27 protein-coding genes and 1 tRNA gene are annotated in these 26,554 nt (G+C 64.1%); 13 read left to right on the top strand and 15 right to left on the bottom strand.

All coding sequences use genetic code 11. The features are described 5' to 3' along the window. Positions 1–29: 29 nt before the first annotated feature. From era to rpoZ, 7 genes are all read right to left on the bottom strand, one after another. Positions 30–953 carry a GTPase Era gene (gene era, locus ACVW1C_RS38415; RefSeq protein ID WP_456762673.1) on the bottom strand — a complete coding sequence of 308 codons (924 nt, stop codon included), beginning with the start codon at positions 951–953 and terminating at the stop codon, positions 30–32. After that, complete coding sequence (gene rnc / locus ACVW1C_RS38410; RefSeq protein WP_050422613.1) at positions 946–1,767, bottom strand: ribonuclease III; 822 nt, start codon at positions 1,765–1,767, stop codon at positions 946–948. Before rnc ends, era begins: the two co-directional genes overlap by 8 nt. Continuing rightward, positions 1,764–2,525, bottom strand: a complete 762-nt coding sequence (gene lepB / locus ACVW1C_RS38405; RefSeq protein WP_456762672.1) for a signal peptidase I — start codon at positions 2,523–2,525, stop codon at positions 1,764–1,766. Before lepB ends, rnc begins: the two co-directional genes overlap by 4 nt. A 282-nt stretch (positions 2,526–2,807) precedes the next feature. Next, positions 2,808–3,224 carry a holo-ACP synthase gene (gene acpS, locus ACVW1C_RS38400; RefSeq protein ID WP_298369081.1) on the bottom strand — a complete coding sequence of 139 codons (417 nt, stop codon included), beginning with the start codon at positions 3,222–3,224 and terminating at the stop codon, positions 2,808–2,810. Next, complete coding sequence (locus ACVW1C_RS38395; protein WP_456762671.1) at positions 3,221–3,994, bottom strand: pyridoxine 5'-phosphate synthase; 774 nt, start codon at positions 3,992–3,994, stop codon at positions 3,221–3,223. Before ACVW1C_RS38395 ends, acpS begins: the two co-directional genes overlap by 4 nt. An 89-nt stretch (positions 3,995–4,083) precedes the next feature. Then, a complete protein-coding gene (locus ACVW1C_RS38390; RefSeq protein WP_456762670.1) occupies positions 4,084–6,375 on the bottom strand; it encodes a RelA/SpoT family protein in 2,292 nt (763 codons plus the stop codon). Positions 6,376–6,591: 216 nt separating this feature from the next. Then, positions 6,592–6,984, bottom strand: a complete 393-nt coding sequence (rpoZ, locus tag ACVW1C_RS38385; protein WP_016844003.1) for a DNA-directed RNA polymerase subunit omega — start codon at positions 6,982–6,984, stop codon at positions 6,592–6,594. Between the two features lie 360 nt (positions 6,985–7,344). Here rpoZ and ACVW1C_RS38380 point away from each other — a divergent pair, with 360 nt between their 5' ends. After that, the gene (locus ACVW1C_RS38380) at positions 7,345–7,977 is read left to right on the top strand and encodes a LabA-like NYN domain-containing protein (RefSeq protein WP_016844002.1); all 633 of its coding nucleotides are present in this window, start codon (positions 7,345–7,347) and stop codon (positions 7,975–7,977) included. Continuing rightward, on the top strand, positions 7,958–8,617 hold the full coding sequence (locus ACVW1C_RS38375; RefSeq protein WP_456762669.1) for a uracil-DNA glycosylase: 660 nt from the start codon (positions 7,958–7,960) through the stop codon (positions 8,615–8,617). Before ACVW1C_RS38380 ends, ACVW1C_RS38375 begins: the two co-directional genes overlap by 20 nt. A 41-nt stretch (positions 8,618–8,658) precedes the next feature. On the opposite strand, the gene ACVW1C_RS38370 is transcribed toward ACVW1C_RS38375, so the two are convergent. The 4 genes from ACVW1C_RS38370 to dapA all read right to left on the bottom strand — a co-directional run bounded on the left by ACVW1C_RS38370 (position 8,659) and on the right by dapA (position 11,171). Beyond that, the gene (locus ACVW1C_RS38370; protein WP_456762668.1) at positions 8,659–9,255 is read right to left on the bottom strand and encodes a peroxiredoxin; all 597 of its coding nucleotides are present in this window, start codon (positions 9,253–9,255) and stop codon (positions 8,659–8,661) included. Positions 9,256–9,304: 49 nt separating this feature from the next. After that, a complete protein-coding gene (gene smpB / locus ACVW1C_RS38365) occupies positions 9,305–9,778 on the bottom strand; it encodes an SsrA-binding protein SmpB (RefSeq protein ID WP_456762667.1) in 474 nt (157 codons plus the stop codon). A 1-nt stretch (position 9,779) separates the two neighbouring features. Continuing rightward, positions 9,780–10,196, bottom strand: a complete 417-nt coding sequence (mscL, locus tag ACVW1C_RS38360) for a large conductance mechanosensitive channel protein MscL (RefSeq protein ID WP_456762666.1) — start codon at positions 10,194–10,196, stop codon at positions 9,780–9,782. An 84-nt stretch (positions 10,197–10,280) separates the two neighbouring features. Then, positions 10,281–11,171, bottom strand: a complete 891-nt coding sequence (gene dapA / locus ACVW1C_RS38355) for a 4-hydroxy-tetrahydrodipicolinate synthase (RefSeq protein WP_456762665.1) — start codon at positions 11,169–11,171, stop codon at positions 10,281–10,283. Positions 11,172–11,477: 306 nt separating this feature from the next. Between dapA and ACVW1C_RS38350 the strand changes: the two genes are divergently transcribed. From ACVW1C_RS38350 to ACVW1C_RS38330, 5 genes are all read left to right on the top strand, one after another. Continuing rightward, positions 11,478–14,006 (top strand): lytic transglycosylase domain-containing protein, encoded by a 2,529-nt coding sequence (locus ACVW1C_RS38350; RefSeq protein ID WP_456762664.1) that lies wholly within the window; start codon positions 11,478–11,480, stop codon positions 14,004–14,006. A 262-nt stretch (positions 14,007–14,268) separates the two neighbouring features. Beyond that, positions 14,269–14,362: transfer RNA gene (locus tag ACVW1C_RS38345), tRNA-Ser, on the top strand. Positions 14,363–14,560: 198 nt separating this feature from the next. Beyond that, positions 14,561–14,842: a hypothetical protein gene (locus ACVW1C_RS38340; RefSeq protein WP_456762663.1), complete on the top strand. Its 282-nt coding sequence runs from the start codon at positions 14,561–14,563 to the stop codon at positions 14,840–14,842. Positions 14,843–14,952: 110 nt separating this feature from the next. Further along, entirely contained in the window at positions 14,953–15,633 is a 681-nt protein-coding gene (locus ACVW1C_RS38335; RefSeq protein WP_456762662.1) for a hypothetical protein, read from the top strand. Positions 15,634–15,767: 134 nt separating this feature from the next. Next, complete coding sequence (locus tag ACVW1C_RS38330; protein ID WP_456762661.1) at positions 15,768–16,049, top strand: hypothetical protein; 282 nt, start codon at positions 15,768–15,770, stop codon at positions 16,047–16,049. A gap of 748 nt (positions 16,050–16,797) precedes the next feature. Here ACVW1C_RS38330 and ACVW1C_RS38325 read toward each other — a convergent pair. After that, positions 16,798–17,703 (bottom strand): DMT family transporter, encoded by a 906-nt coding sequence (locus tag ACVW1C_RS38325; protein WP_456762660.1) that lies wholly within the window; start codon positions 17,701–17,703, stop codon positions 16,798–16,800. 111 nt (positions 17,704–17,814) lie between these two features. Here ACVW1C_RS38325 and ACVW1C_RS38320 point away from each other — a divergent pair, with 111 nt between their 5' ends. Then, entirely contained in the window at positions 17,815–18,588 is a 774-nt protein-coding gene (locus ACVW1C_RS38320) for an AraC family transcriptional regulator (protein WP_456762659.1), read from the top strand. Positions 18,589–18,599: 11 nt separating this feature from the next. Here ACVW1C_RS38320 and gcvA read toward each other — a convergent pair whose 3' ends face one another. Further along, complete coding sequence (gene gcvA, locus ACVW1C_RS38315; protein ID WP_456762658.1) at positions 18,600–19,502, bottom strand: transcriptional regulator GcvA; 903 nt, start codon at positions 19,500–19,502, stop codon at positions 18,600–18,602. Positions 19,503–19,697: 195 nt separating this feature from the next. Here gcvA and ACVW1C_RS38310 point away from each other — a divergent pair, with 195 nt between their 5' ends. From ACVW1C_RS38310 to ACVW1C_RS38295, 4 genes are all read left to right on the top strand, one after another. Beyond that, complete coding sequence (locus ACVW1C_RS38310) at positions 19,698–20,201, top strand: PaaI family thioesterase (RefSeq protein ID WP_456762657.1); 504 nt, start codon at positions 19,698–19,700, stop codon at positions 20,199–20,201. After that, the gene (locus ACVW1C_RS38305) at positions 20,198–21,460 is read left to right on the top strand and encodes an MFS transporter (protein WP_456762656.1); all 1,263 of its coding nucleotides are present in this window, start codon (positions 20,198–20,200) and stop codon (positions 21,458–21,460) included. The genes ACVW1C_RS38310 and ACVW1C_RS38305 overlap by 4 nt, the downstream gene beginning before the upstream one ends. Before the next feature lie 77 nt (positions 21,461–21,537). Next, positions 21,538–22,242, top strand: a complete 705-nt coding sequence (locus tag ACVW1C_RS38300; RefSeq protein ID WP_456762655.1) for a helix-turn-helix domain-containing protein — start codon at positions 21,538–21,540, stop codon at positions 22,240–22,242. A 74-nt stretch (positions 22,243–22,316) separates the two neighbouring features. Beyond that, the gene (locus ACVW1C_RS38295) at positions 22,317–23,081 is read left to right on the top strand and encodes a sulfite exporter TauE/SafE family protein (protein ID WP_456762654.1); all 765 of its coding nucleotides are present in this window, start codon (positions 22,317–22,319) and stop codon (positions 23,079–23,081) included. 96 nt (positions 23,082–23,177) lie between these two features. On the opposite strand, the gene ACVW1C_RS38290 is transcribed toward ACVW1C_RS38295, so the two are convergent. Continuing rightward, positions 23,178–23,444: a hypothetical protein gene (locus tag ACVW1C_RS38290; RefSeq protein WP_021078341.1), complete on the bottom strand. Its 267-nt coding sequence runs from the start codon at positions 23,442–23,444 to the stop codon at positions 23,178–23,180. A 471-nt stretch (positions 23,445–23,915) separates the two neighbouring features. Between ACVW1C_RS38290 and ACVW1C_RS38285 the strand changes: the two genes are divergently transcribed. Further along, entirely contained in the window at positions 23,916–24,149 is a 234-nt protein-coding gene (locus ACVW1C_RS38285; RefSeq protein ID WP_456762653.1) for a hypothetical protein, read from the top strand. Between the two features lie 821 nt (positions 24,150–24,970). Here ACVW1C_RS38285 and gatB read toward each other — a convergent pair. After that, positions 24,971–26,458: an Asp-tRNA(Asn)/Glu-tRNA(Gln) amidotransferase subunit GatB gene (gene gatB / locus ACVW1C_RS38280; RefSeq protein ID WP_456762652.1), complete on the bottom strand. Its 1,488-nt coding sequence runs from the start codon at positions 26,456–26,458 to the stop codon at positions 24,971–24,973. Positions 26,459–26,554 lie beyond the last annotated feature (96 nt).

Genomic DNA, 26,554 nt, shown 5'->3' with positions numbered 1-26,554 from the left:
CATTGCTCTGGGCACGTTCAAGCGCCGGCTCATTCCTTGGGGAAATCCAGCCCCATTTCCTTGTAGCGGTCGGGATCGTCGCCCCAATTCTCGCGCACCTTGACGAACAGGAACAGGTGCACGGGCACGCCCATGATCTCGGCGATCTCGGCACGCGCCTGCGCGCCGATCGACTTGATGGTGGCGCCGCCCTTGCCGAGCACGATCTTGCGCTGGCTCTCGCGCTCGACAAAGATCGTCTGCTCGATGCGGATCGACTTGTCCTTGCGGTCGGTCCAGCTGTCGGTCTCGACCGTCGACTGGTACGGCAGTTCCTGATGCAGGTGGCTGTAGATCTTCTCGCGGGTGATCTCGGCCGCCAGATGCCGCATCGGCGCATCCGACATCTGGTCCTCGGGATAGAGGAACGGTCCCGCGGGCACCAGCCTGGCCAGCGCCTGGCGCAGATCGTCAACGCCATCGCCCGACAGCGCCGAGATCATGAAGGTGTGCTCGAAGCGCATCCGCTCGTTGGCGGCCTGCGCCAGCGCCAGCAGCTTCTCGCGCTGCACGAGGTCGACCTTGTTCAGCACCAGGATCTTCGGATGCGCCACGGTTTCGAGCTTGGCGAGGATCGCATTGGCCTCCTCGTCGATGCCCGATTTCGCATCGAGCAGCACACAGACGAGATCGGCGTCGTGGGCGCCACTCCAGGCGGTCGACACCATGGCGCGGTCCAGCCGGCGCCGCGGCGCGAAGATGCCGGGCGTGTCGACCAGGATGATTTGCGCGTTGCCCTCGATCACGATGCCGCGGATCAGCGCGCGCGTGGTCTGCACCTTGCGCGAAACGATGGTGACCTTGGAGCCCACCAGCGCGTTGACCAGCGTCGACTTGCCGACATTGGGCGCGCCGATCAGCGCGACGAAGCCACAGCGCGTCGCATCCCCCTGCCCTTTGGGTTCGTCAGTCATTGGTACCGACGCCTTCACGCTCGATCATCGCGGATGCTGCTGCTTTCTCGGCCGCGCGCTTGTTGCCCCCGAGGCCCTCGGCGGAGGCCAGGCCCGGCAGGTCAACCGCAACGCGGAATTGTGGATCGTGGTGCGGGCCGGTGCGTTCGACCTCGCGATAGACCGGCGTCGGCAATCCCTTGCCTTGCGCCCATTCCTGCAGCACGGTCTTGGGATCGCGCAGCGGCCGGCGCAGCTTGTGCATCCGTTCGGTCCAGTTGCGCTCGACGAACTGGCGCGCGGCCTCGTAGCCGCCGTCGAGAAAGATCGCCCCGATCACCGCCTCGCAGATATCGCCGAGCACGGATTTGCGCAACCGTGCGCCCTCGACCGCCTTCACCATGCCGAGCTTGATGTCCTCGAGCAGCCCGAGCGACTTGGCGACGTCGGCGCAACTTTCCTTGCGCACGAGATCGGCGAGCCGCTTCGACAATTCGCCCTCGTCGGCCTTCGGGAACGCCCGGAACAGCATGTCGGACACGATCAGCCCGAGCACGTGGTCGCCGAGGAATTCCAGCCGCTGGTAGCTGTCGGCGCGGTTGCGGGTGGCGGGCTTCAGCGCGGAGACGTGGGTGAACGCGGTGGTCAGCAGCGCGGCATCCGAGAACGTATACCCGATACGCGCCTCGGTGCCGGCGATCGCGGCCTTCTCTTCGGCCGCCTTGGCAGCCTTGCTGCGCCGCTTCTTCGGCGCGGCCGTGCTTTCGGCGGCGGGCGTCTGGCTCGGCTCGCCGGTCGGCGCTTGGTCGTTGATGGCTGCGGTATCGTCGTTCATCGCACGATGGAGAATAGGCGGTTCCACCGCACGGCGAACGGCCAGCGCCAGATCATCCAGGCCTGCTCGCCCTCGGCGATCGAGAAGAAGATCATCTGGGCACGCCCGATGATGTTCTCGAACGGCACGTATCCGACCTGCGACAGGAAGCGGCTGTCGGTGGAGTTGTCGCGGTTGTCGCCCATCATGAAGAAATGCCCGGGCGGAACAGTGTAGACGATGGTGTTGTCCATGTAGCTGTTGTCGGTGCAGTCGAGCGTCTCATAGCTGACGCCGTTCGGCAGCGTTTCCTTCCAGCGCTTGACGCGGGCAGTGGCATCCGCCGAGCCGCAAGGGTCCTCGCCGACGAAATCGCTCAGCCGCTCGCGCTTGATCGGCTCATCATTGATGTAGAGCAGCCCGTTCCGGACCTCGATGCGGTCGCCCGGCAGTCCGATGACGCGCTTGATGTAGTCGGTGGAGTCATCCCGCGGCAGGCGGAACACCACGATGTCGCCGCGGTTCGGCTCCGAGCCGAAGATGCGCCCCGAGAAGATGTTCGGCGAGAACGGGATCGAATAGTGGCTGTAGCCATAGGAATATTTCGAGACGAACAGGTAGTCGCCGACCAAAAGCGTCGCCTTCATCGACCCCGAGGGGATGTTGAACGGCTGGAACAGGAAGGTGCGGATGACGAGCGCGATCAGAAGGGCATGGATGACGACGCGGATGGTCTCGCCCACGCCGCTCTCAGATTTGGTCCCGGTGGTCGCGCTCATTGCTTTCCCAATTCCCGCAGGCCCTGATGCCCACGCGGTGGCAGAACGTTCTCTCCACGCGAAGCGTTCGACCCCCGCGTGAGGAAAATGGCCTTGATTCTGATCTTGAGGGCAAATTCCAGCCTAAACTTGGAATCCGCGTCTCGCTCGATACCCTGCGGCGTTTTAGACGGTTGTTCGCAGGGGCGCAATCAATCGCCGCCTCAAAACTTCGCAATTCATTGAAATGTCAATGATTTTTTAGTTTACCGAAGTTTTCTGGCAAATTCCGGCGCCACGCGCTCATCTGGCGGGAGCAACCGCCGAAATTATGACGAAGGCCTGCGCCAGCGGCCAATCGTCCGTGATCGAAAGGTCGATCTGCGCCTGCATACCCTCGGGTGTCAGCTCCTGGAGCCGGGCCAGCGCCCCGCCAGTCAGCCGCATCGACGGCCGTCCTCCCGGCAGGTTCACCACCCCCATGTCCTTCCACCACACCCCGCGCCGGATACCGGTGCCGAGCGCCTTGGAGCAGGCCTCCTTCGCGGCGAACCGCTTGGCGTAGGTCGCGACTACCATCTTTTCGCTGTTGGCGCGGCGCATCGCCTTGGCGCGCTCGGCGTCGGTGAAGATGCGATCGAGGAAGCGTTCGCCGTGCCGCTCGATCACCTTCGCGATCCGGGTGATGTCGATCAGGTCGGAGCCAATGCCGATGATCATACGCTGACCGCGCCTTGCGCCCTGGCACGGCCGCGGTCCATCGCCGCACGCATCTCGCGCACCGTGGCGGCGATGCCGACGAACAGCGCCTCGCCCATCATGAAATAGCCGATGTTGAGCTCGCGGATTTCGGGCAGCGCGGAGATCGTCTCCGCCGTCTCATAGTCGAGCCCGTGGCCGGCATGGACCTCGAGCCCGGCCGCCTGCGCCAGCTTGGCGCCGGCGACGATGCGCTTCCACTCGACCTCCGCCTTGTCCTTGTGACCGTCGACCACGGCGTCGCACCAGCCGCCGGTGTGGATCTCGATCACGGGCGCCTTCAGCTGCGCGGCCATCTCGATCTGCCTGGGATCGGCGGCGATGAACAGCGAGACCCTGATGCCGGCATCATTGAGCCGCGCGATGAACGGCGCCAGGGCATTGTGCTGGCCGACCACGTCGAGGCCGCCTTCGGTGGTGAGTTCCTGACGCCGTTCGGGCACCAGGCAGACCGCATCCGGCTTGGTGGCGAGCGAAATTCGCAGCATGTCGTCGGTCGCCGCCATCTCGAAATTCAGCGGCTTGGATATCTCGGCCTTGAGCCGCGCCATATCCTCGTCGCGGATGTGACGGCGATCCTCGCGCAAATGCGCGGTGATGCCGTCGGCGCCGGCCGCGATCGCGGCTAGCGCCAGCCGCACCGGGTCGGGCCGCGCCCCGCCCCGCGCATTGCGCAGGGTCGCGACATGATCGACATTGATACCGAGACGGAGCGGAGCAGCCTTTGACATGTCTCTAACCTGCAATTCTAGCCTGTCATGCGGGGGCGTAACCGTCCGAAGGGGTCGCTTCCGCTCGCCTATGCCCTGCGCATGCGTCCTTACCCGTTGACGCGTTCGACCCGTGCAACGACGGCCTTGGCGCGCAACTGCGCGATGATAGCGCTGAGATGCTTGAGGTCATAGACCTCAAGATCGATGGTCAGCTCCGTGAAATCCGGCGATTGGCGCGACATGTGGATGTTGTCGATATTGCCGTCGTGCTCGGCGATCACGGTCGCGATCTGGGCGAGGCTGCCCGGCTCGTTGACATTGTGGACCAGGATGCGCGCGGGGAAGCGCTGCGGCATGGTCTCGTCGATGTCCCAGCGCACGTCGAGCCAGCGCTCCGGCTCCTCCTCGAAATCCTTCAGCGCCGGCGACTGGATCGGATAGATCGTGATCCCCTCGCCCGCCGTGACGATGCCGACGATCCGATCGCCCGGCACGGCGCCGCCGTTCGGCGCGAACTTCACCGGCAGGTCGGAATTGATGCCACGCACCGGGATCACCGAGGTAGCGCGCGCCGGATGCGGCGGGGTCTGCGTCTTCAGCTTGGCGGCGAGCCCCTTCTTGGCGCCATAGCGCACCAGCCGCTCTTCCTTGTAGTCGGGATACATCGCGCGCGCGACATCCGAAGCCTTGATCTCGCCGCGTCCGACGGACGCCATCACGTCCTCGATCGAGGTGCGGGCGAGCCGCGGCAAGGCGCCCTTCAGCTTGTCGTCGGCATATTCGATCTTGGCGCGGGCAAACAGGCGGTCGACGATGCGGCGGCCCAGGCCAGCATACTGGTCGCGCACCGCATCGCGGGTGGCACGCCGGATTGCGGCGCGCGCCTTGCCGGTCCGGGCGAGCGCTTCCCAGGCCGACGGCGGCGCCGACTGCGCCTTCGAGGTCAGCACCTCGACCTCGTCGCCGTTCTGCAGTTCCGAGGACAGCGGCGCGAACTTGCCGTTGATCTTGCAGCCGACCGCGCTGTTGCCGACACCGGTGTGCACGGCATAGGCGAAATCGATCACGTTGGCGTTGCGCGGCAGCGCGATCAGCTTGCCCTTCGGCGTGAAGCAGAACACCTGGTCGTGGAACAGCTCGAGCTTGGTGTGCTCGAGGAATTCTTCGGGATTGGAGCTCTCCGAGAGGATGCCGATGGTGTGGCGCAGCCAGGCGAAGGCGTTCGACTCGTGCTTCAGCCGCTCATGCGGCGAGCCCGCCCCCTCCTTGTAGAACGCATGCGCGGCGATGCCGAACTCGGCGATCTGGTTCATCTCCTCGGTGCGGATCTGCAACTCGACGCGCTGCTTGCCCGGTCCGATCACGGTGGTGTGGATCGACCGGTAGTCGTTCTGCTTCGGCGTCGAGATGTAGTCCTTGAAGCGGCCCGGCACGACCGGCCAGGTGGTGTGGACAATGCCGAGCGCGCGGTAGCAGGCGCCGACATCGTCGAGGATGACGCGGAAGCCGTAGATGTCGGAGAGCTGCTCGAAGCCGACCGACTTGCGCTCCATCTTGGTCCAGATCGAAAACGGCTGCTTGCGGCGGCCGAACACCCGCGCCGTGATGCCGTTCTTCTGCAGGTTCTTGGAGAGCTGGGTTTCGATCTCGCCGATCAGGTTGCGGTTGCGCTCGGCCAGTGAATCGAGCCGCTGCTTGACCACGGCATAGGCCTCGGGATCGAGCACGAAGAACGACAGGTCCTCCAGCTCCTCGCGCATCTCCTGCATACCCATGCGGCCGGCCAGCGGCGCATAGATATCCAGCGTCTCCTCGGCGATGCGGCGGCGCGAGGCCGGCGGCACGAATTCCAGCGTGCGCATGTTGTGCAGGCGGTCGGCGAGCTTGATCAGCAGCACGCGGACGTCGTCGGCGATCGCCAGCAGCAGCTTGCGCAGATTCTCGGCCTGCTTGGCCTCGCGCGACACCAGCTCCAGCCGCTTCAGCTTGGTCAGGCCTTCGACCAGCGCGCCGATCTCATGGCCGAACACATGGTCGATCTCGGCCCGCGTCGCCTCGGTGTCCTCGATCGTATCGTGCAGCAGCGCCGCTACGATCGTGGCGTCGTCGAGCTTGAGGTTGGTGAGGATCGCGGCGACCTCGAGCGGATGCGAGAAATAGGGATCGCCGGAGGCACGCATCTGCGTGCCGTGCGCCTTCATGGCGTAGACGTAGGCGCGGTTGAGCAGGTCTTCGTTGGTGTCGGGGTTATAGGACCGGACGCGCTCGACAAGGTCATATTGTCGCATCATTCGGGTCCGCGGCTTGGCCGGCCGCTCCGCCATGGACGACGCCGGCGCGACCGCGACCGTTTCCGTTGCAGCCTGCATCTGGATGGAACTGCGGCGTCGATACGCCATGAACTCGCTGCCTCTCGCGGGACCGGAACGTCCCTTCTTCCTCAATCTAGTGCGCTTTCGAACGAAGCAGCACCCCGCGCGGGGCCCGGAACCATTCAATTTCCCGCGCCCGCATAGGACGCACCGTAACAGCAAAATTGTCAACAAAAGCAAAGGCCCGGAGCGATGTCCGGGCCTTTGGCAAATTGATCCGAGATGCGGAGCCGAATGACGAGCTTACTCGTCTTCCTCGGGCTGCTCTTCCGGGGGCGCCAGACCCTCGAGGCCCTTCAGCAGCTCTTCCTCGGTCATGCGCTCGACCGCGACCTCGGTGTCGTCGGCGTCCACGCTGGCACCGGCGGAGCCGATCAGCGGCACGGTGTCCGGCTCGGGCTCGTCGACCTCGACGAACTTCTGCAGGGAGTGCACGAGTTCCTCTTTCAGGTCCTCCGGCGAGATCGTCGAATCGGCGATCTCCCGCAGCGAAACGACCGGATTCTTGTCGTTGTCGCGATCAACCGTGAGTTGCGATCCCGACGAGATCATCCGGGCACGATGCGCGGCCAACAGGACGAGGTCGAAACGATTGTCGACCTTATCAATGCAATCTTCGACGGTGACGCGAGCCATCTCGAGGCGCTCCGTGGTAAAAGGGACCAAACATGTAGGTTATGAGGGTTAGTTATAGGGCTAGCCCCCGTTTCGCAAGGCAAAATTTGTGATTTGCCTTCCCAACAGGCTCTGATAACCCCCTCTGCCGGGGCCAGAAGGGCCGGAGCGTCTGACGACATGGCTAGGTTGCTGTCCCAGACAAGTAAATCTCTTCATTGCAATGTCAAAGGTCTAGGCTTTTTGCCCTCGCCTCACCATAATTGCGGTGGTGACTGTCGTGGGGAAAGATTCACAGTACTTTAGGCAGCAACGCCGGAAATTACGCGCGGTTGATCACCGCCGCGCTAAGAACACTAACAACCACGCGAGAACACTTTGATGTCGTCACCTGTTTCCAACAAGATCGCGCTCTTCATCGATGGAGCCAATCTTTATGCAACCGCAAAGACGCTCGGCTTCGACATCGACTACAAGCGCCTTCTCAAGGAATTCCAGAGTCGCGGCACCCTGCTCCGTGCGTTCTACTACACGGCGATTATCGAGGATCAGGAGTATTCGTCGATCCGTCCGCTGATCGATTGGCTCGACTACAACGGCTACACCGTGGTCACCAAGGCGACCAAGGAATTCATCGACGCCAGCGGCCGCCGCAAGGTGAAGGGCAATATGGATATCGAGCTCGCCGTCGATGCCATGGAGCTGGCCGAGCACATCGACCAGATGATCCTGTTTTCCGGCGACGGCGACTTCCGCTCGCTGGTCGAGGCCGTGCAGCGCCGCGGCGTCCGGGTCACCGTCATCTCCACGATTGCGAGCCAGCCGCCGATGATCGCCGACGAGCTGCGCCGCCAGGCCGACGTCTTCACCGACCTCGTCGAGCTGCAATCCAAGCTCGGCCGCGATCCGTCCGAACGTCCGGCCCCGCGCGAACCACGTCACCACTCCCCGCAATTCCTGCAGCGCGCGACCACGATGGCCCCCCGGGGAGCCGATGACGATTTCGACGAGTAATCTCGTCACCGCACCCACGCGCCCCGACAGCAACTGTCAGCTCTGTGTCAGGCTGGCCGACTTTCGCGCACAGGCCCGCACGCTCCACCCGGACTGGTTCAACTCGCCGGTGGAATCGTTCGGCGATCCGAATGCGCGGCTGTTGATCGTCGGGCTCGCTCCGGGCATGCAGGGCGCCAACCGCACCGGCCGTCCCTTCACCGGCGATTACGCCGGCGATCTGCTCTACGCGACCTTGCTCGAATATGGCTTCGCCAGCGGCGTCTATCAGGCGCGGCCGGACGACGGCTTGAAGCTGGTGGACTGCCGGATCAGCAACGCGGTGCGCTGCGTGCCGCCGCAGAACAAGCCGCTGCCGGCCGAGATCAACACCTGCCGGCAATTCCTCCGTGCCACCATTGCCACGATGCCGAAGCTGCGCGCGATCGTGCTGCTCGGGCGAATCGCGCACGAATCAACGTTGAAGGCCCTGGATATTCGTCTGGCTGCCGCGCCCTTTGTGCACGGCGCCGTGCATAGCGCGGGCACGTTCAAGCTCTACGACAGCTACCACTGCTCGCGCTACAATACGAACACCGGCGTGCTGACGACCGACATGTTCCGCAAGGTGTTCGCGACCGTGCGCAAGGAGCTCGGCTAGAGCCCTTCGCCCGGTATCCACCTCGCGAACCGATATCCACTTTATTTGGAAGCGCTCTCATCTTTCCGCGGATTGGCCCGCAGCCATTCCAGCACGTCGCCGGCATTTCGGTCAGGCGGGAACACCGGATAGAACACGTGCGTGATGCGCGCATCGTCGATGATGAGCGCTAGCCGCTTGATCAGCGTCAGGCCCGCCACCGACATCGTCGGCAATCTGAGCGCGTGCGTCAGTTCCAGCGCTTCGTCCGACAGCACCGGAAACGGCAGATGCAGGCGCGACGCCATCTCGGTCTGGTACGCATTGCTCTGCGTCGACAGCCCGAACACCTGGGCGGCACCGGCCGCCTTCAGGTCGGCGAACAGGTCGCGGAAGGCGCAGGTCTGCGGCGTACAGCCGCGGGCCCCAGGGATCATGTCCCAATCGTCGACCAGCCCGATCTTGCCGGGCTCTCCGGTTCGCGGATAGGCGAACACCACGGTGCGGCCCTCGAGCGCCGACAATGCCACCGAGGTGTCGTCGGTGGCGCGCAACCTGACCGGCGGGATCGTCATGCCGGTCAGATGCGCCGCACCGCCATCGTCCGTGGGTGCCGGGATCTTGCTCCAGTCGACATCGGTGAGGCTGCTCTGGTTCATCGGACCAATCTCCATCCGCCGTCGTCGCAGTGGCGGCGCTCCGGACACCCTATCCCCGCGCCCGCATCAGGCGGCCCTTTTCGCGGCCCCAGTCGCGCTTCTTCTCGGACTCGCGCTTGTCGTGCAGCTTCTTGCCCTTGGCAACCGCGAGCAGCAGTTTGGCACGGCCGCGCTCGTTGAAGTACAGCTTCAGCGGAATGAGCGTCATGCCCTCGCGGTCGACGGCGCCGAGCAGCCTGTTGATCTGCTTGCGATGCAGCAAGAGCTTTCGCGGCCGCTTCGGCTCGTGGTTGAAGCGGTTGGCCTGCAGATATTCGGGGATATTGGCATTGATCAGCCATATCTCGCCGTTCTTGGAATCCGCATAGGATTCCGCGATCGTGCTCTTGCCGCTGCGGATCGACTTCACCTCGGTGCCGGTCAGCGAAATGCCGGCCTCCACCGTATCCTCGATGGCGTAGTTGAAGCGGGCCTTTCGGTTTTCAGCGACAACCTTGATCGGACGTTCGTTCTTGTCGGCCACGTTAGCCCTTCTTGAGGAGGTCGCGGATTTCCGTCAGCAGCACGACCTCGTCGGACTGCTTCGGCGGCTCCGCGGGCTTGGCCTCATCCTTGCGCTTGAACTGGTTCATGGCGCGAATGACCAGGAACAGCACGAAGGCGATGATCAGGAAGTTCAGCGTCAGCGTCAGGAAGTTGCCCCAGGCCAGCACCGCGCCCTGCTTCTTGGCGTCGGCCAGGTTGGTCGCAGTGACCGCCTTGGAAAGCCCGGTGAAATAGTTGGAGAAATCGAGTCCGCCCGTGATCGCGCCGATGATCGGCATGATGATGTCGCCAACCAACGAAGTCACGATGGCACCGAAGGCGCCGCCGATGATGACGGCGACGGCAAGGTCGACGACATTGCCCTTCATCGCGAAATCACGGAACTCCTTGAGCATTTGGGAGCCCTTCTGTTCAGCGTCACGTAGCGCCATGGCGGTCACTTCCAAAATCTGGCTGCGATGGGGTTAGGTTGAAGAGCTTCAGTTGATCAGTCCGGCATGCACCATGGCGCTGCGGACGGCCTGGCGTGTCGATTCAGAGACCGGCACCATCGGCAGGCGCAGCTTCTCGTCCAGCTTGCCGAGCAGCGACATCGCATACTTCACCGGCGCAGGATTGCTCTCGATGAACAGGTTGGTGTGCAACGGCATCAGCTTGTCGTGGATCTTAAGCGCCGTGGTGACATCGCCCTTCTGCCAGGCGATCTGGAACTCCGAGCACAACCGCGGCGCGACGTTCGAGGTCACCGAGATGCAGCCGTGACCGCCATGCGCCATGTAGCCGATGATGGTCGCGTCCTCGCCCGACAGTTGATTGAAGTCCTCGCCCATCGCGGCGCGCTGCTGCGACACCCGCACCATGCTCGCGGTCGCGTCCTTGACGCCGGCGATGTTCTTCAGTTCGAACAGCCGCGTCATGGTGTCCACGGACATATCGATCACCGAGCGCGGCGGGATGTTGTAGATGATGATCGGAATGCCGATCGCATCGTTGATCGCCTTGAAGTGCTGGTACATGCCTTCCTGGGTCGGCTTGTTGTAGTACGGCGTCACGACCAGCACCGCATTGGCTCCGGCCTTCTCCGCGTGCTCGGCGAGCTCGATCGCCTCCTTGGTCGAATTCGAGCCGGCGCCGGCGATCACGGGCACCCGGCCCTTGGCCTCCTCGATGCACCACTCGACCACACGCTTGTGCTCGTCATGGCTCAACGTCGGGCTCTCGCCCGTGGTGCCGACCGGCACCAGGCCGTGCGTGCCCTCGGCGATCTGCCAGTTCACGAGGCTGCGGAATGCCGCCTCATCCACCGCGCCGTTTTTGAAGGGCGTCACCAAGGCAGTGAATGATCCCCGGAATTTTGTCTTGGCTGCCATGGACTTCCTCCAAACGCTTCAGGCTAAAGGCTAGGTCGACGGACCCTTGTTATTGTCGTGCTTCACGTCCGTGCAACCGGCACCCGGTTGATGCGAAACGTCATGAAAGGCAATTCATATCGGGTCTGACCGGCAGGCGAAAGGGCCGTACCGAACCTATTCCCAGCCGGTTCCAGCCGCGATTTCGCCGTTGTGCTGGCGCAAACAGCCGCACCGGCAGGCTTCTTAGTATTTTGTCTACGTTTTCAATCAAATAAGAACCCATGGCCCAACCGACCAGATGATTCGGGGCCGCAGAGGACTTCTGTGATCCGTTCCGCCCGCGCAGGCACATTGCGATCGACGGCGCTGGCGACGAGCCTGGCGCTCGTTGTTGGCCTTGCCGCCATCACGGCCAATGCATGGGCCGCCGAGGATGTTCCAGCCGCGAAGCCGGCTGTCCAGGATGCTGCTTCCAAGACGGCTGCCTCGAAGAATGCGGCTTCCAAGGGCGCTTCCAAGACCGACGCTTCCAAGACCGACGCTTCCAAGTCCGGCACCTCGAAGGCACACGCTTCAAAGCCAGCCGACGCCAAGAACGGCGACACCAAGACCAGCGCTGCCAAGGCGGAGGCCGCCAAGACGACCTCTTCGAAGTCCGGCACGGCGAAGACCGAAGGCGCCAGGGCGGCGCACTCCAAGACCGAGGTTGCGAAGGCCGCCGCGTCAAAGAGCAGCACGTCCAAGACCACTACGAAGCTCACTACGACGAAGCCCACTGCTGCAAAGACCACGGCGTCGAAGCCCGCTGCTCCGGCTGCGACAGGAAGCCTGCCGAACAAGCCCGCGCCCGTCCGCGCCGCCGCCCCTGCGCTGGTTCCGGCGACCCGCCAGCATGCCGCGCCGATCGCGCGCAAGCCGGTGCTGCCCGCGGCCGTGGCCGCGACATCGTCGACGTCGCAATCCGACAAGGAAGCGCTCGCGAGCGTCGTCGAGCTATTGCGCAAGCGCAAGCCGGCGGACGCCACCGAGGCCGAGGCCTCGATCTCCGATCCGGTGGCGCGCAAGCTTGCCGAATGGCTGATCCTGCGCAGCGAGGACAATGGCGCCTCGGTCGAGCGCTACCGCGCCTTCCTTGACGCCAACCCGAGCTGGCCCTCGCAGACCTTCCTACGCCGCCGCATCGAGGCATCGCTATGGGACGACCATCGCGACGATTCCGCGGTGTGGGCCTGGTTCCAGAATGAATCGCCGGTCTCGGCCAAGGGCCGGCTCGCGCTCGCCAAGGTGATGATCGGACGCGGCGACCGCGGCAATGCCGAGCGGCTGGTGCGCGAGGCCTGGCGCAACGATCCGATGAGCGAGGACACCGAAACCACCGCGCTCGATCTGTTCGGCTCGTTCCTGACCGCCGGCGACCACAAGGCGCGCATGGACACCATGCTCTACGGCACCGAAAACGAGGCCGCCGGCATCCGCGAGGCCAAGCGCCTCGGCTCCGGCTATCTGGCACTCGCCAAGGCGCGGATCGCCGCCAACCGCAAGGGCTCGAACCTGCGCGCGCTGCTGGAAGCCGTGCCAAGCGAGCTCTCCGGCGACACCGGCTATCTGTTCGCCAAGATCCAGCTGCTCCGCCGCGAGGAGAAGTTCGCCGAAGCCGCGCGGCTGATGCTGAGCGCGCCGAGGGACGCCGCGCGGCTCTTCAACGTCGACGAATGGTGGGTCGAGCGCCGCCTGCTGGCGCGCAAGATGATCGACGTCAACGAGTTTCGCACCGCCTATCTGATCGCGCGCGACGCGGCGCTGCCCGCCCGCGACATCTACAAGACCGAGCAGGAATTCACCTCGGGCTGGATCGCGCTGCGCTTTCTCAACGACCCCACCCTCGCCGCCCAGCATTTCGCGCGGATCGGCGTCGGCAGCGCCAACCCGACCGCGCTGGCGCGTGCCGGTTATTGGCAGGGCCGCGCAGCCGAGGCCGCCGGCCGCAGCCAGGAGGCGCGCGCCGCCTACGCGCGCGCAGCCGAGCAGTCGACCAGCTATTACGGCCAGCTCGCGCGCGCCAAGCTCGGCCTGCCGCAGATCGAATTGAACAGCGCGCCGCGCGGCCGCGGCGCCGATCGGCTGGAAATCGTGCGCGCGGTCGGACTGCTCTACGAGATCAACGCGCGCGAGCTCGCGATCCCGATCTTCGGCGACATGGGCGACAATGGCGATCCGGAAGCGCTCGCCGGCCTCGGCGAGCTCACCGCGCGCCACGGCGATGCCCGAGGCATGCTGCTGATGGGCAAGGCCGCGCTCAATCGCGGCCTGCCGTTCGACCACTACGCCTACCCGGTGAACGGCATTCCCTCGTTCCGCCAGGTCGGACCGGAGGTCGAGCAGAGCGTCGTCTACGCGATTGCGCGCCAGGAGAGCGCGTTCAATCCGGCGGTGGTGTCGCCCGCCCAGGCCTACGGCCTGATGCAGGTGACGCCGGACGCCGGACGCTATGTCTGCAAGCGCTCCGGCATCGGCTTCGACCTCAACCGGATGAAGACCGACCCGGTCTACAACGCGATGCTCGGCGCGGCCGAGCTCGGCGGCCTGCTCGAGGACTATCGCGGCTCCTACATCCTGACCTTCGCCGCCTACAATGCCGGCCGCGGCAGCGTGAAGAAGTGGATCGAGCGCTATGGCGACCCGCGCGATCCCAAGGTCGACGCGGTCGATTGGGTCGAGCTGATTCCGTTCTCGGAGACGCGGAACTACGTCCAGCGGATCATGGAGAACCTGCAGGTCTACCGCGCCCGCTTCGGCGGCGGCACCAGATTGCAGATCGACGCCGACCTGCGCCGCGGCGCCAGCGTGGAATGACCAGGCGCCGGCCGGTCTTCAACAGCCTTGCGAGGGGCCACCGTTAGCTCTGCGCCGACCTCGATCTAACTTATTGTTATATATTGCATTTCCTGCCCTCGCCCGAGCCACCGCACCGGAATCGGCGCGCAATATCGCGCAATATAAAGGCTCAGCGCGCGCTCCCGGGGCCCCCCGCGGCGGAGCTGCCACCAAATCACCTTGCCGCAAACTGAATCTGCCGCTTGCGGCTTAGCGCCCTCTCGGGCATATCGGCGCCATTGGAGACGTGGCCGAGTGGCTGAAGGCGGCGGTTTGCTAAACCGTTATAGGCTTGTAAAGGCCTATCGAGGGTTCGAATCCCTCCGTCTCCGCCAGTCTCATTGACATCATTGAAATTTCTGGAAAATCGCTGTTCAGCGCACGAGCGGCTACACAAGCCGCCTTTGGCCCGAACCGATAGTCACCTCCGCGTGAACGAAACATCATTCCCGGTGCGTTGAAGCGAGCGCGAAACAAACCGCGCGCAGCATCCCCTAAGTTTTTCATCACCTGAATATTTCCGGAGTAAAGCCATGCAGCAGGACAGCAGCATTCAATTCCAGGATATCGACCAGGTTTTGCGTAACGCCCAGCTTCGCCGATCTGCCGATCTAGGTCCCACGTTACGGCAGCACTTCTCATCCAAGGCAGGCAGGCTCCTCATCGCAACTTCGCTGGCTTGCATGGTTGTTGTGCTGGCGATCGTTGCCGCCCCACGGCCCGTCTCGAGCGCTGCGCTTGGCAGCGATTGGCAATGCAGCAAGGCAGCGTTTGTCTTGACGACCTGTCGTCAAATCGACCCCGCGCACTCATAGGTGGAAGTCGCAGCTTCCCCTCGGCCTGATTATTTGGCATCAAATAATCATGAAGCCTGCACGAAATGTCCGCTGGCTGGTCGAGATCGGGCTGAAGGCGAAGAAATTAGATGGATGGCCCGGGTCGCGGTCTCAGGTTAGCGGTCTGCTTCGCACTGGCCATTGTCCTGCCTGCTGCTCAGACGCCGCCAACAGTTCATCCGCCGGACGCGCGTCGTGTGGTTGACAAGGAATGTCGCGATGTCTTGCCCGCGCAGGCAAAGATACAGGCATGCCTCAACCTGCTGAGCGATCAACGACTGTCGACAGCCTATATTGCGCCGATCAACAGCGAAATATCGAGCACCTTCCAAAGCCTGCGCGACTACGACAACGCCATCAAATACAAGAAGATCGAAATTGAACGCGCGCAGAGCGCGGCGAAGCAGCCTGCTTCTTCGGCCGAAGCACTTCCTGCAAGTTTCGGCGCGATGTCTCAACGGTACACGGAGCTCGGAACACTCCAGGCGCTCAATCGCCTGACCAACATCGACAGTCAATCGGATGAAGCGCGCCGAGTCGCCACTGAGGAGCAAAGCAACTACACCATGGCGCTTCAGTACAACCCGATGAACTACAGGGCATATCGATACCGGGCTGAAATTCACAGCCTGTTCTGCGATAGCGCGTCTGCCTCTCAGGACATGGAGGCAGCGGTCAGGTTCGCTGAACAATCCGGAGATCAGAATGCCGCTCGAGACTACCAGCGCGTCACGCTTGGCGCCTGCATTCCGGCTTGGCGCCGAGAATAGCGAGATCCATCAGACTTACGTCCCGCTCGTATTCTTACGGACCCGCTCCTGGCAGGCGACTTGCGATGTATCCGTGAATAGTTCGGACGCCAGCTGTTCGCGGTGTGCCGAACTCGGACATTCGGAGCACGCACATGAACATGCATCATCGTTTTGAGACACCTCGCGCAAGCACCGGACGAGAGTCGACGGTCAGGAAGATGCTGTCCGATCTTGTCCTGGCCTGCCAGCAGATCGAAGCCGATATTGCGACCGAAGAAGCGCGCGCGGGAATCTATGACCAATCGGACGCAAGGTATCCGATCTTGGCAAGGTCGCTCAAAGAGCGGTACGACAATCTCAAGGTAACCATCGCCACACTCGAAAAAGGTGTCATTGAGCGATCTCAGCACAAATTGGTCACCGACGCGGCATAGCGCGATCCTTCGACCAACCTTCTGTCCGATGGAAGAGGCATCTCTCCGTCCCTGCCAAGCAAAAGGGCCCGCGAGAAGCACGCCCCTGCCTCCTGACTACGCCCCGAAGCACTGCCGCCTGCCGTCCGTTCGGCAGGCAGCGTGATCGACGTGATGAAACTGCGGCGCTGACCGACGTCAGCCGCTACCGCGCGTGGATGGATCGAGATTTCGATTCTCGCCGGGCGGGATCGGCCCGAAGCCGGGATATCTGTACCCGCCAGGCACGACCACTTCTTCGCTCGGACGGATGATGAGGTGCTGTCGCACGCGCCGGTGATGCGCAGTGGCCGCGTCCGCAACCGCACTCCACAGGATCACAAGAGGCAACGTCAAGACCAAGGCAACACGCATGGCGATCACTCCGTTTCACCGAACAAGTGACTGCCGACCGCGGCGTTCTATTCTACCGCGGCCTTTCACATGTGATCAAACCGCGAGATCGCCGATGTAGAGCCTGCGCGTGATCACGCAGCGTGAGCTCGCCGGACGGCGTACGCTCAACCAGGGCGACGACAATGTCCCTTCCAACGTAGTTCGCGATGAAGACCCTATCGTACAAGGCCGAATATAACACGGCCGTTGGACTCCAGACAGGCAGTGCGACGTCGATCTCAAGCCGCACCGCGGTGCAGTTATGCGGGCACGATGTCGCGACGCCGGCCCGCGAGCGATAGATCAGACATCGCTGTGACGATAGGTGACATGCTCAGGCACGCTGCGCGCGCAACAGCGGCCGCGGAAAGGCCTGCGCGCAGGCGACGCCGAGCAGTGCGAGGCCGCCGCCGATGACGTGAAACGTCCGGACCGGTTCACCCAGCATCACGATTGCGGCCGCGGCCGTCAGCACCGGCAACAGGTTCATGAAAATCGCGCAGCGGTTCGGCCCAAGCTGCGCGACCCCGCGGATCCAGAGGAACGGCAACACCACCGAGGCCAGCGCGCCCGCATAGACGATCAACGGCCAGGTCTCCGCGTTGACCTGCCGCAACGGCGCCGGCGTCGCGAGGAACGCGGGAAGCATCACGGCCAGCGCGCACAGCGCCTGCATGTAGGTGGATTGCCATCCGGTGATCGGCAAATTCCAGCGCTTCAGGAGCACGCCGTACAGGGCGTAGACGATCGCGGCGAGCAGCATCAGTGCGTCGCCCGCATGCACGCCGTTCTGCAGCAGCGACGACAATTCGCCGCCGCTGACGAGATAGACGAGGCCTGCGAACGACAGCGGCGCGCCGCAGACCATGCCAAGCGTCGGCTGCTCGCCGAGCAGCGCGGCGCTGAGCGCGACCGTCAGTAGCGGCGTCAGCGCGGTGAACACGGCCATGTTGGTCGCAGTCGTGGTCTCGGCCGCGAGATATGACAGGCTCTGGAACAGGCACATCGCAAGGAAGCCGAGGATCGCGAGCGGCCCGAGATGCGGCCAGATCGCGCGGCGATTGCGCCAGGCGGCGCGTGCCACGAACGGAGACATCAGCAGCACCGCGACCAGCAGGCGATAGAAGGTGATCGCCTGCGGACCGATCGTGTGGGCCGACAGACGCGAGACAATGACGTTGCCGGCCCACAGCACGATGGCAACGAAGGGATAGAGAAGTGCAGCATTCTTCCTGAGCATGATCCGGCAGCGCATTGGTGAAGGACGCACCAGCAACTACCTGTCGCGCCGAAGTCCGTCTCACGCTAGAATGACCTCACCTAGCGAGATTGGGACATGCGAGACTAAGACGTGTTGGACGAGCTGATCACACGGCACCTCGATTATCACGCCACGGCGCGGCCGATGGCGGCAATGGAGATCGACTATCCGAGCGGCACATCGACCGGCCTGCATGCGCATCCGCGCGGCCAGCTGCTCTATGCGATCGAAGGCGTGATGATCGTGCGCTGCGCCGAGGGCACCTGGGTGGTGCCGCCCAATCGCGCGGTGTGGCTGGTGGCCGGTCTCGCGCACGAGGTCCGGATGTGCGGGGCGGTCAAGATCCGCACCGTGTTCGTGGACAGCGACGCGGCCCCCAATCTGCCGCAGACCAGCTGCGTGTTCACGGTCTCGCCGCTGCTGCGCGAATTGTTCGTCGCCGCGATGGGTGTGCCGCTGGATTATGCGCCTGCGACGTCCGACGAGCGCCTGATGCGCGTGCTGCTCGACCAGTTGCGCGAAATCGATGTGCTGCCGCTGCATCTGCCGATGCCGCGCGACGAAAGGCTCGCGCGGATCTGCGCGGCGCTGGTGGCCCGCCCGGACGATGCCTCCACGGCGGAGCAATGGGCGCGACGGCTGAAGCTGACGTCGAAGACGATCCATCGTCTGTTCGCCAGGGAAACCGGCATGACGTTCGGCGAGTGGCGTCAGCAGGCCCGCCGGCTGTTCGCGCTGGAACGCCTCGCGGGCGGCGCGCGGGTGGTCGACGTCGCGCTCGATGCCGGCTATGCCAGCCAGAGCGCCTTCACCGCGATGTTCCGCAAGCATTTTGGCGTGCCGCCGAATGCGTTCTACCGGTAGGCCGCCGCGGCTTAGTGGTCTCCAACTGCTGACTGCGCCACCGGCCCCAATATCCATTCCCTGAACGCCGCGATCTTCGGAAGCCCCCGCCGGTTGTCGGGGCAGACGAGATAGTAGGCGAACTCCTCCAGATGCGCGGTCTCAAGCAACTGGATCAGTTCGCCGCTTTCGATCTCATTTGAGACCATCGCCGCCGGCAGCAAGCCTGCGCCCTGCCCGGTCAGCACGGCTTTCAGGAGCAGACCGCTGTCGTCGAACGAGGGACCGCGCGGCGTGCGCACCTCCGTGATGCCGTTGGCCTGAAACCACAGGCTCCACCCCTTGCGATCGGCATCATGCACCTGCGGCCAGCCCGCAAGCTCTGTGGGAGATGCGGGCCGCCCGAGACGCGCAACCAGCGACGGCGAGGCGACCGCCACCATCTCGACCGTGACGACGCGATCACTGCGCAGCCCCGGATAGCGGCCGAGGCCGTGGCGCACCGCGACGTCGATTCCGCTGCGCGAGAAATCGACCAGCGTGTTGCTGGTGACGATCTGCAGATCGATCTCGGGATGCGCGCCCTGAAACGACGCCATGCGCGGCACCAGCCAGGCCGACGCAAAGAACGGCGTGACGCTCACCGTCAGCGTACCGACGTCGACCGACGCAGCGACGCGGCGCGAGGCCTCCCCGATCTGGCGAAACGCATTGCGGATCGACGGCAGATAGTCGCGCCCGGCGTCGGTGAGATAGATGCCGCGCGGCACCCGCTCGAACAGCTTGACGCCGAGATGGGCTTCCAGCGTCTTGAGCATCTGGCTGACCGCGCCCGGCGTCACGCACAGCTCCTCGGCCGCGAGCTTCACCGAGAGATGGCGGGCGGCGGACTCGAACGCCTTGAGCGCGTTCAGGGGAGGAAGCCGGCTCTCCATGATTTAGATTTTCTAATCTAAATTGCGCAGCAAATCTGGTTTGCCAACGGGGCCTTCGCGGCACCTAATCAGCCTACCGTAACGCCGAGAGTCGCGTCAACTCAGAGAAATCCGGGCCAATAAAGTTAGTTTTTCTAATCTTTTCTACAGCTCGCGACAGCGGCTCCCGGTTGCCTGATGGAGCCAGGACAGGACATGACCGAGTTCCCAGACAAACTCGCCCTGCACGGCATCGGTGCAGGCAGCGATACCGTCCAACGCATCGACCGCATCAACGCGTCGCAACCCGGCAGCCTGCCCGGCCTGCTGGACTTTCAGTGGCTCGAAGCCGAACGCGGCCTCATCCGCGGCCGCTTCGAGATTGCCGCGAAGCACTTCTCGCCGCACGGGCTCTTGCACGGCGCAAGCATCGTCGCGCTGGCGGATACCGCGTGCGGATTCGGCTGCCTCGCCTCCCTGCCGGACGGCGCGATCGGCTTCGCGACCGGCGAGTTGAAGACGAACTTCATCGGCGCCGCGCGCGAAGGCTGCGTCAGCTGCGAGGCGCGCCTCGTTCATGCCGGGCGCACGACCCAGGTGTGGGATGCCGAGATCCGGAGCGAAGCGACCGGCAAGTCCATCGCGCTGTTTCGCTGCACGCAGATGCTGCTCTATCCGACGGCCAACGCCGGCGGCGCACCACGGGGAGAACGATCATGAGGAACGCCGTCATGCACGCCGGTCATCAGAGAGCAAAGCCGTTCCATGGCTGGTATGTCGTCGCAGCCGCCTTCGTCGTGACGTTCGTCGGCTTCGGCAGCGCCTACACGTTCTCGTCCTTTGTCGAGTCGTTGCAGCGGGAGTTCGGCGCCTCGCGCGGCTCGGTCTCGCTGGTGTTCTCGTTTGCGGGCTTCCTGTATTTTGGCCTCGGTATCGTCTCTGGCCCGCTTGCCGACCGCTGGGGCGCACGCAGGCTCGCTGGCCTTGGAATGGCGCTGGTCGGTCTCGGCATGATGCTGGCGGGACAGGCGCAGACCATCCTCCAGGTCTATGCCGCCTACAGCATCGGCATCGGTGCCGGCGTCGGTTGCGCATACGTTCCGACCTTGGGCGCCGTGCAACGCTGGTTCGTCAAGCGGCGCGGTTTTGCGTCAGGCCTCGCCGTCAGCGGGATCGGGGTCGGGACACTGGCGATGCCGCCGCTCGCGACCTGGCTGATCACGAGCCTCGGCTGGCGCGATGCCTACGTGGTGTTGGGCGTTGTCGCTGCCGTCGCCGGGATCGGAGCATCGCTCCTGATCGCCGACGATCCGCGCCGCCATGGTACCGGACCGGATGGCGATGCGCTCGAAGCGGCTTCAGGCGCGCCGCTCAGCCAGGGCGTCTCGATCCCCGGCGCGGTCAAGACCGCCCGCTTCGCCGGGCTCTATGCGGCCTGCCTGATCAGCGCGTTCGGGGTATTCGTGCCCTTCGTGCACCTGGTGCCCTTTGCCGTCGACCATCAGGTGGCGCCGACGCTCGCGGTGCTGCTGCTCGGGATGATCGGCGTCGGTAGCACCGCCGGCCGGTTCTTCCTCGGCGGCATCGCCGACCGGGTCGGCCGCGATGCATTCCTGATCGCGATGTATCTCGGCATGGCCGTCTCGCTGGCGATCTGGGCGATCGCCGGCAGCTTCTGGTCCCTCACGGTCTTCGCGCTGCTGTTCGGCGTGTTCTACGGCGGCTGGGTGGCGATCCTGCCCGCCGTGGTCACCGATCATTTCGGCGGCCGCAATGTCGGCGGCATCATCGGCATCCTCTACACCAGCGTCGCCGTCGGCACGCTGCTGGGTCCGAGCGCTGCCGGCTTCGCGTTCGACGTCAGCCACAGCTATTTCATCCCGGTGGCGATCAGCGCAGCCGCCAACTTCGTCGCCGCCCTCATCGCCGTCGCGACGATGCGAACGGCCTCGCCGATGGCTTCAGTCGCGCAGCGGTGACGGTCGGTGACCCCCGTGCTACGTTCGGGGATCACCCACCCATCGGTTCGAAACCTCTGTGATCACCCAAGTTCGCCATGACCAATGCCTGGAACTACCGGCGCGCCGCCAACGATGACATCGTCGAGTTGGCGTCGTGGCGCGGTGCCGGCTCGCTCGCCCTCAGGCCGCACTTCCATGACGAGAGCCAGATCGTGCTGGTGCTGTCCGGGTCGCGCGCCTTTCTCATCGACGGCGCGACCGTCACCGTGCCTGCGGGCCATGCCATGCTCATTCCGGCGGGAATGCTGCATGCATCGATGGCGACACCGGGCGCGGAGACGGTTTGCCTGAATGCCTATGTTCGGGCGGCCTGCGCGAGCTCATCGCTGCGGATCGTCAGCGTCGGGAGCCGCTGGCGGAGCATCGACGAGATATCGCCCGGGCACATCAGCGAGATCGCCAACGACATCCTGTCGTGCGAGCCGTCCCGCCCGGCCGGGTGCATCGATAGGGCGAAGCTCGGCTCGGCCTTGACGAAGAGCGTCGAGCCGATCGGCGCGATTGCCGCCAGCTTCGGACGAAGCCGCGAAGGGTTCAGCCGCATGGTGAGGCGCGAGCTCGGCGTCGCGCCGCATGCCTTCCGCCTGCTCGCCCGGCTCAATCTTGCCCGACAGTTGCTGCGCGCCGGCGAGCCGGTCGCAGCCGTTGCGGCGGATGCGGGCTTCTCCGACCAGAGCCATCTCACCCGCCTGTTCCGCCGCACCTTCGGCACGACACCGGGCGTCTACTGGCGCGATTGAAACGGCGTCACAGACGTTCCAGACCGGCCGGCGCTCGGCCCGCTAGCCTGCTCACCCTGCAAAAGGGGTGAAGGATGGATACCGGAACAAGTCTTCTGCTGCTCGCGGCCGGTGGCGTGGGAGGCATCATCAACGCATTGGCGGGCGGCGCGACGCTCATCACCTTTCCGGCGATGCTCGCCGCAGGCTTGCCCGCCGTCATCGCCAATGCGTCGAATGCGGTGGCGATCTCGCCGGGGCATTTGATCGCAGCGCTCGCCGATCGCGGCAAGTTGCCGCCGCCGACACGGCGCGCGATCAGCTTCGTCGCCGTCTCCACGGTCGCAGGCGCAGCCGGTGCCGGCGTCCTTTTGCTGCTTCCCGAGCGGCTGTTCGTCCTGCCGGTGCCGGCCCTGATCGCATTCGCAACGCTGCTGTTTGCCTTCGCGCCGCAGATCCAGGCGTGGACCATCAGACATCAGAATGCCGCAGCTCTGCCCTCGACCGGCGCGAGCAGTACCGTGCTCGGATTGGCGTGTGTCTATGGAGGGTTCTTCGGTGCCGGGCTCGGCGTCATCCTGACCGCGGTGCTGTCGATCACGGAACCCAACGACATCAGGGCGATCAAGGCATTGAAGAACTTGCTGGCGACCTGCGTGTCGCTCGCCGCCACACTGATCTTCATCGTGCAGGGAGCGGTGCGGTGGCCGGAGACCTCTGTGATGCTGCTCGGCGCCATGATCGGCGGCTATGCCGGAGGCCACCTGATCCGGATCCTGCCGGCTCGCATCGTCCGGCAGTTCGTCATCGCCGCCGGAGCGCTGATGACCGTGATCTACGCAGCACGATACTGGTTCTAGATGGAGCGAGGGAGCCGAGGCTCCCAGCTCGAGCTGTGCGTTTTCGAGCGACGTGGATCACCGGTTCGCGTGAAGAAAACGCGTCAAAACGAAAGCTTAGTGCGTCGTCATCCAGGCGCGGGCTTCGCGCTGGGCGGCTGCGATCTCGACGTCGGACATCTGCTCGGCGACTTCGCGGCGGTGCGCGATCGCATCGGTACGTCCCTTGAGCGCCGCCAGGTTGAACCATTTGTGCGCAGCGACGAGGTTGACCACGCCGGAGCGGCCGCTCGCCCAATACATGCCGCGCTCGAACAGCACGTCCTGGATTGCAGTCGCAGCAACCGGGACAGCGCTTTCCTGATCGATGACCCCCTGAAACATTGTCGTCATTCCCTTTTTGTTGTTGGCCGCCCTCCCCCGAGCGCGGCCCCCGTCCACTGTTAAGCTACCCTGTCATTCCCGGGCCGATCCCTGGGATCATGCCCCGCGCCGATCACTGGGATCACCGCGCGCCGTTTGCCGGCTTGTTGGGATGATCATGGCCCATCAAATTTGAAGAGCGGTTTAAGTATCGCGATGAACGGGATGTAAATCGGGCCCGCCTGGCACGTTCCCCGGAATCGCAGAAGTGCCTGTGCCGCAGGCATTTCCGGGTATTCGTGAACGCCGGTTTACCCTGGTGTTTCGGACAACGATAACCATCGCGGACAATAGCCGCGGGCACCGGCCGGTCCCGGCCGCCGGCGCATGTGGTCAATCGATGAGTTGATGGCGCGCTGGCAGGCCTGGCGGACGGTCCACGGAGCCGCGGTACGGTCGCGCGCGCAAAGGAACGCGAGGCCGTGAGGCCCGATGTCGATCCAGAAAATGGGATGTGGAAAGTGGCTGCCGGGCGCGGACTGCGCGGGCCGCCGGAACGAGGGGGTCGGCGAACACGTCAGGACCAGATTTCAGCTCGGCATTGCCGCCGGTGAAATTGCGGAACCAAGCGGGATCCGCACCGAACGAAGAAATCTCTGTTTCTTCTGCCGGACCGCTTTTGGGAAGGTCGCCCTCTCCGAAATTCGATCCAGCCGTTTGACCTGATGTCTCGCCGACACCCTCTTTCGTCAGCCAGAGCCTTGGGGTGGGAGGTGCCTCTCAGCAGTCCGTCCGCTGGCTCTCGCGACGTGCCGGCATCAAGCCGCCGGCAATCCTCTCAAGGCGAGAGGCTTACTTCTTCTTGGCGACCTTGCGGGTCTTCTTCGCAGTCTTCTTCACTGCGCTCTTCGCCTTCTTCGCCTTCTTCGCCTTCTTTGCCTTCTTAGCCATGTTGCCCTCCAGTATGTGAGATGGCTCTCGCTGCGTGCACTCGGGAAATCGATATGCACTACTTCCCGAATACACCAACAGACCGAAAAAAACAGTGTCCCGCTTAAGGAAGTGTTGACGCAGCGGTGGCAGTGCGCACAGCGCGCGGCGGCGATCAAATCGGCATTGCATTCACGCGACGATACAAGAAATGCAGCAACGGCCGACATCGGCATTTGTCAACGTTGCAGGAAACGCCTGTATTGCAGGCATTTCTTGAATTCGCATTCGAACGATCGACGCGCGATCGTCATTGCGTTGAGTCGCAAGCTGTGACGAAAAGCGGCGCGTCGCGAACGCCGAGTCGTAACTTCTGGCAACGAAAAAATTTTCGTGGGTAAGACCGCTTTTGCCTCGTTTGAGGTCACCGGGACCGGATTCGCGAACGAATCGCAGCTTCGCCGATTCGGCGCGGAAGGCGTCAGCGCGACCGTCGAGGGAGGGTGTGAGGCAAGATCACGCCGCGTTCACGCGCGCGCGACGACGCCGATGGCGACGGCGCGAGAGCATGATCCGACTGGATCATGCGCCAAGGACAACATCATTGTCCTGTTCGTTTAGACGCCGAGCTTGGACTTCAAGAGCTCGTTGACCGCCTTCGGGTTCGCCTTGCCGCCCGACGACTTCATCACCTGACCGACGAACCATTGAAGAGCCGCGGGCTTCGCCTTCGCCTGCTCGACCTTGTCGGGATTGGCCGCGATGATGTCGTCGACCACCTTCTCGATCGCGCCGAGGTCGGTGACCTGCTTCATGCCGCGCGCCTCGACGAGCGCGCGCGGATCGCCGCCCTCCCGCCAGACGATCTCAAACAAGTCCTTGGCGATCTTGCCGGAAATCGCTCCCTCGCCGATCAGATCGACGATCGCGGCGAGTTGCTCCGCCGACACCGGCGAGGCCGCGATCGCGACGCCTTCCTTGTTGAGACGGCCGAACAGCTCGTTGATCACCCAGTTGGCGGCAAGCTTGCCGTCGCGCGCCTTGTCGGCGAGACGAGCGAGCACCGTCTCGTAGAACTCTGCGCTCTCGCGCTCGGCGACCAGCACGCTCGCATCATAGGGTGACAGGCCGAAGCCCGTAATAAAACGGGACTTCTTCTCGTCCGGCAGTTCCGGCAGCTGCGCCTTGAGTTCGTCGACGAAAGCCTGGCTGAATTCGAGCGGCAGCAGATCGGGATCCGGGAAGTAGCGGTAGTCGTGCGCCTCTTCCTTGGAGCGCATCGAGCGCGTCTCGCCCTTGTTCGGGTCGAACAGCCGGGTTTCCTGGTCGATCGAGCCGCCGTCCTCGATGATCTCGATCTGGCGCCGCGCCTCGTATTCGATCGCCTGGCCGATGAAGTTGATCGAGTTCATGTTCTTGATTTCGCAGCGGGTGCCGTACGCGGTCTCGCCGTAACGGCGCACCGAGACATTGACGTCGGCGCGCAGGCTGCCCTTCTCCATGTCGCCGTCGCAGGTGCCGAGGTAGCGCAGGATCGAGCGCAGCTTGGTGACGTAGGCCTTGGCCTGCTCGGCATCGCGGATGTCCGGCTTGGAGACGATCTCCATCAGCGCGACGCCGCAGCGGTTGAGGTCGACATAGGACATCGTCGGCGACTGATCATGCAGCAACTTGCCGGCGTCCTGTTCCAGATGCAGCCGCTCGATCCCGATCGTGACGCTGCGGCCGCCATCGAGCTCGAGCACCACTTCGCCCTCGCCGACGATCGGCGACTTGTATTGGCTGATCTGGTAGCCCTGCGGCGAGTCTGGATAGAAATAGTTCTTGCGGTCGAACACCGAGCGCAGGTTGACCTGCGCATTCAGCCCGAGACCGGTGCGCACCGCCTGGCGGACGCACTCCTCGTTGATCACGGGCAGCATGCCCGGCATCGCGGCATCGACCAGCGAGACGTGGGAGTTGGGCTCGCCGCCGAACGCGGTCGACGCGCCCGAGAACAGCTTCGCGTTCGAGGTGACCTGGGCATGGACCTCCATGCCGATCACAACCTCCCAATCGCCGGTGGCGCTCTTGATCAGTCTGTGAGGGGCGGCAGATGCGGTCATGGATCTCGGTTTCCGGACAGGTGATATCTGGGATGGATTGGGCTTCGCGCAACCGATCGCGCCAGTCAAGCCGCCTTGCAGTCCCCTTGCAGCCCG

The organism is Bradyrhizobium sp. USDA 4011 (assembly GCF_054063415.1).
Note: the sequence above shows the minus strand (reverse complement) of the source record. Positions and strands in the feature narration are given on the sequence as shown.

Coding starts and splice junctions, on each gene's coding strand:
- era (WP_456762673.1), bottom strand. CDS start 953: ATGACTGACGAACCCAAAGGGCAGGGGGATGCGACGCGCTGTGGCTTC.
- rnc (WP_050422613.1), bottom strand. CDS start 1,767: ATGAACGACGATACCGCAGCCATCAACGACCAAGCGCCGACCGGCGAG.
- lepB (WP_456762672.1), bottom strand. CDS start 2,525: ATGAGCGCGACCACCGGGACCAAATCTGAGAGCGGCGTGGGCGAGACC.
- acpS (WP_298369081.1), bottom strand. CDS start 3,224: ATGATCATCGGCATTGGCTCCGACCTGATCGACATCACCCGGATCGCG.
- ACVW1C_RS38395 (WP_456762671.1), bottom strand. CDS start 3,994: ATGTCAAAGGCTGCTCCGCTCCGTCTCGGTATCAATGTCGATCATGTC.
- ACVW1C_RS38390 (WP_456762670.1), bottom strand. CDS start 6,375: ATGGCGTATCGACGCCGCAGTTCCATCCAGATGCAGGCTGCAACGGAA.
- rpoZ (WP_016844003.1), bottom strand. CDS start 6,984: ATGGCTCGCGTCACCGTCGAAGATTGCATTGATAAGGTCGACAATCGT.
- ACVW1C_RS38380 (WP_016844002.1), top strand. CDS start 7,345: ATGTCGTCACCTGTTTCCAACAAGATCGCGCTCTTCATCGATGGAGCC.
- ACVW1C_RS38375 (WP_456762669.1), top strand. CDS start 7,958: ATGACGATTTCGACGAGTAATCTCGTCACCGCACCCACGCGCCCCGAC.
- ACVW1C_RS38370 (WP_456762668.1), bottom strand. CDS start 9,255: ATGAACCAGAGCAGCCTCACCGATGTCGACTGGAGCAAGATCCCGGCA.
- mscL (WP_456762666.1), bottom strand. CDS start 10,196: ATGCTCAAGGAGTTCCGTGATTTCGCGATGAAGGGCAATGTCGTCGAC.
- dapA (WP_456762665.1), bottom strand. CDS start 11,171: ATGGCAGCCAAGACAAAATTCCGGGGATCATTCACTGCCTTGGTGACG.
- ACVW1C_RS38340 (WP_456762663.1), top strand. CDS start 14,561: ATGCAGCAGGACAGCAGCATTCAATTCCAGGATATCGACCAGGTTTTG.
- ACVW1C_RS38335 (WP_456762662.1), top strand. CDS start 14,953: ATGGATGGCCCGGGTCGCGGTCTCAGGTTAGCGGTCTGCTTCGCACTG.
- ACVW1C_RS38330 (WP_456762661.1), top strand. CDS start 15,768: ATGAACATGCATCATCGTTTTGAGACACCTCGCGCAAGCACCGGACGA.
- ACVW1C_RS38325 (WP_456762660.1), bottom strand. CDS start 17,703: ATGCTCAGGAAGAATGCTGCACTTCTCTATCCCTTCGTTGCCATCGTG.
- gcvA (WP_456762658.1), bottom strand. CDS start 19,502: ATGGAGAGCCGGCTTCCTCCCCTGAACGCGCTCAAGGCGTTCGAGTCC.
- ACVW1C_RS38310 (WP_456762657.1), top strand. CDS start 19,698: ATGACCGAGTTCCCAGACAAACTCGCCCTGCACGGCATCGGTGCAGGC.
- ACVW1C_RS38305 (WP_456762656.1), top strand. CDS start 20,198: ATGAGGAACGCCGTCATGCACGCCGGTCATCAGAGAGCAAAGCCGTTC.
- ACVW1C_RS38300 (WP_456762655.1), top strand. CDS start 21,538: ATGACCAATGCCTGGAACTACCGGCGCGCCGCCAACGATGACATCGTC.
- ACVW1C_RS38295 (WP_456762654.1), top strand. CDS start 22,317: ATGGATACCGGAACAAGTCTTCTGCTGCTCGCGGCCGGTGGCGTGGGA.
- ACVW1C_RS38290 (WP_021078341.1), bottom strand. CDS start 23,444: ATGTTTCAGGGGGTCATCGATCAGGAAAGCGCTGTCCCGGTTGCTGCG.
- ACVW1C_RS38285 (WP_456762653.1), top strand. CDS start 23,916: ATGTCGATCCAGAAAATGGGATGTGGAAAGTGGCTGCCGGGCGCGGAC.
- gatB (WP_456762652.1), bottom strand. CDS start 26,458: ATGACCGCATCTGCCGCCCCTCACAGACTGATCAAGAGCGCCACCGGC.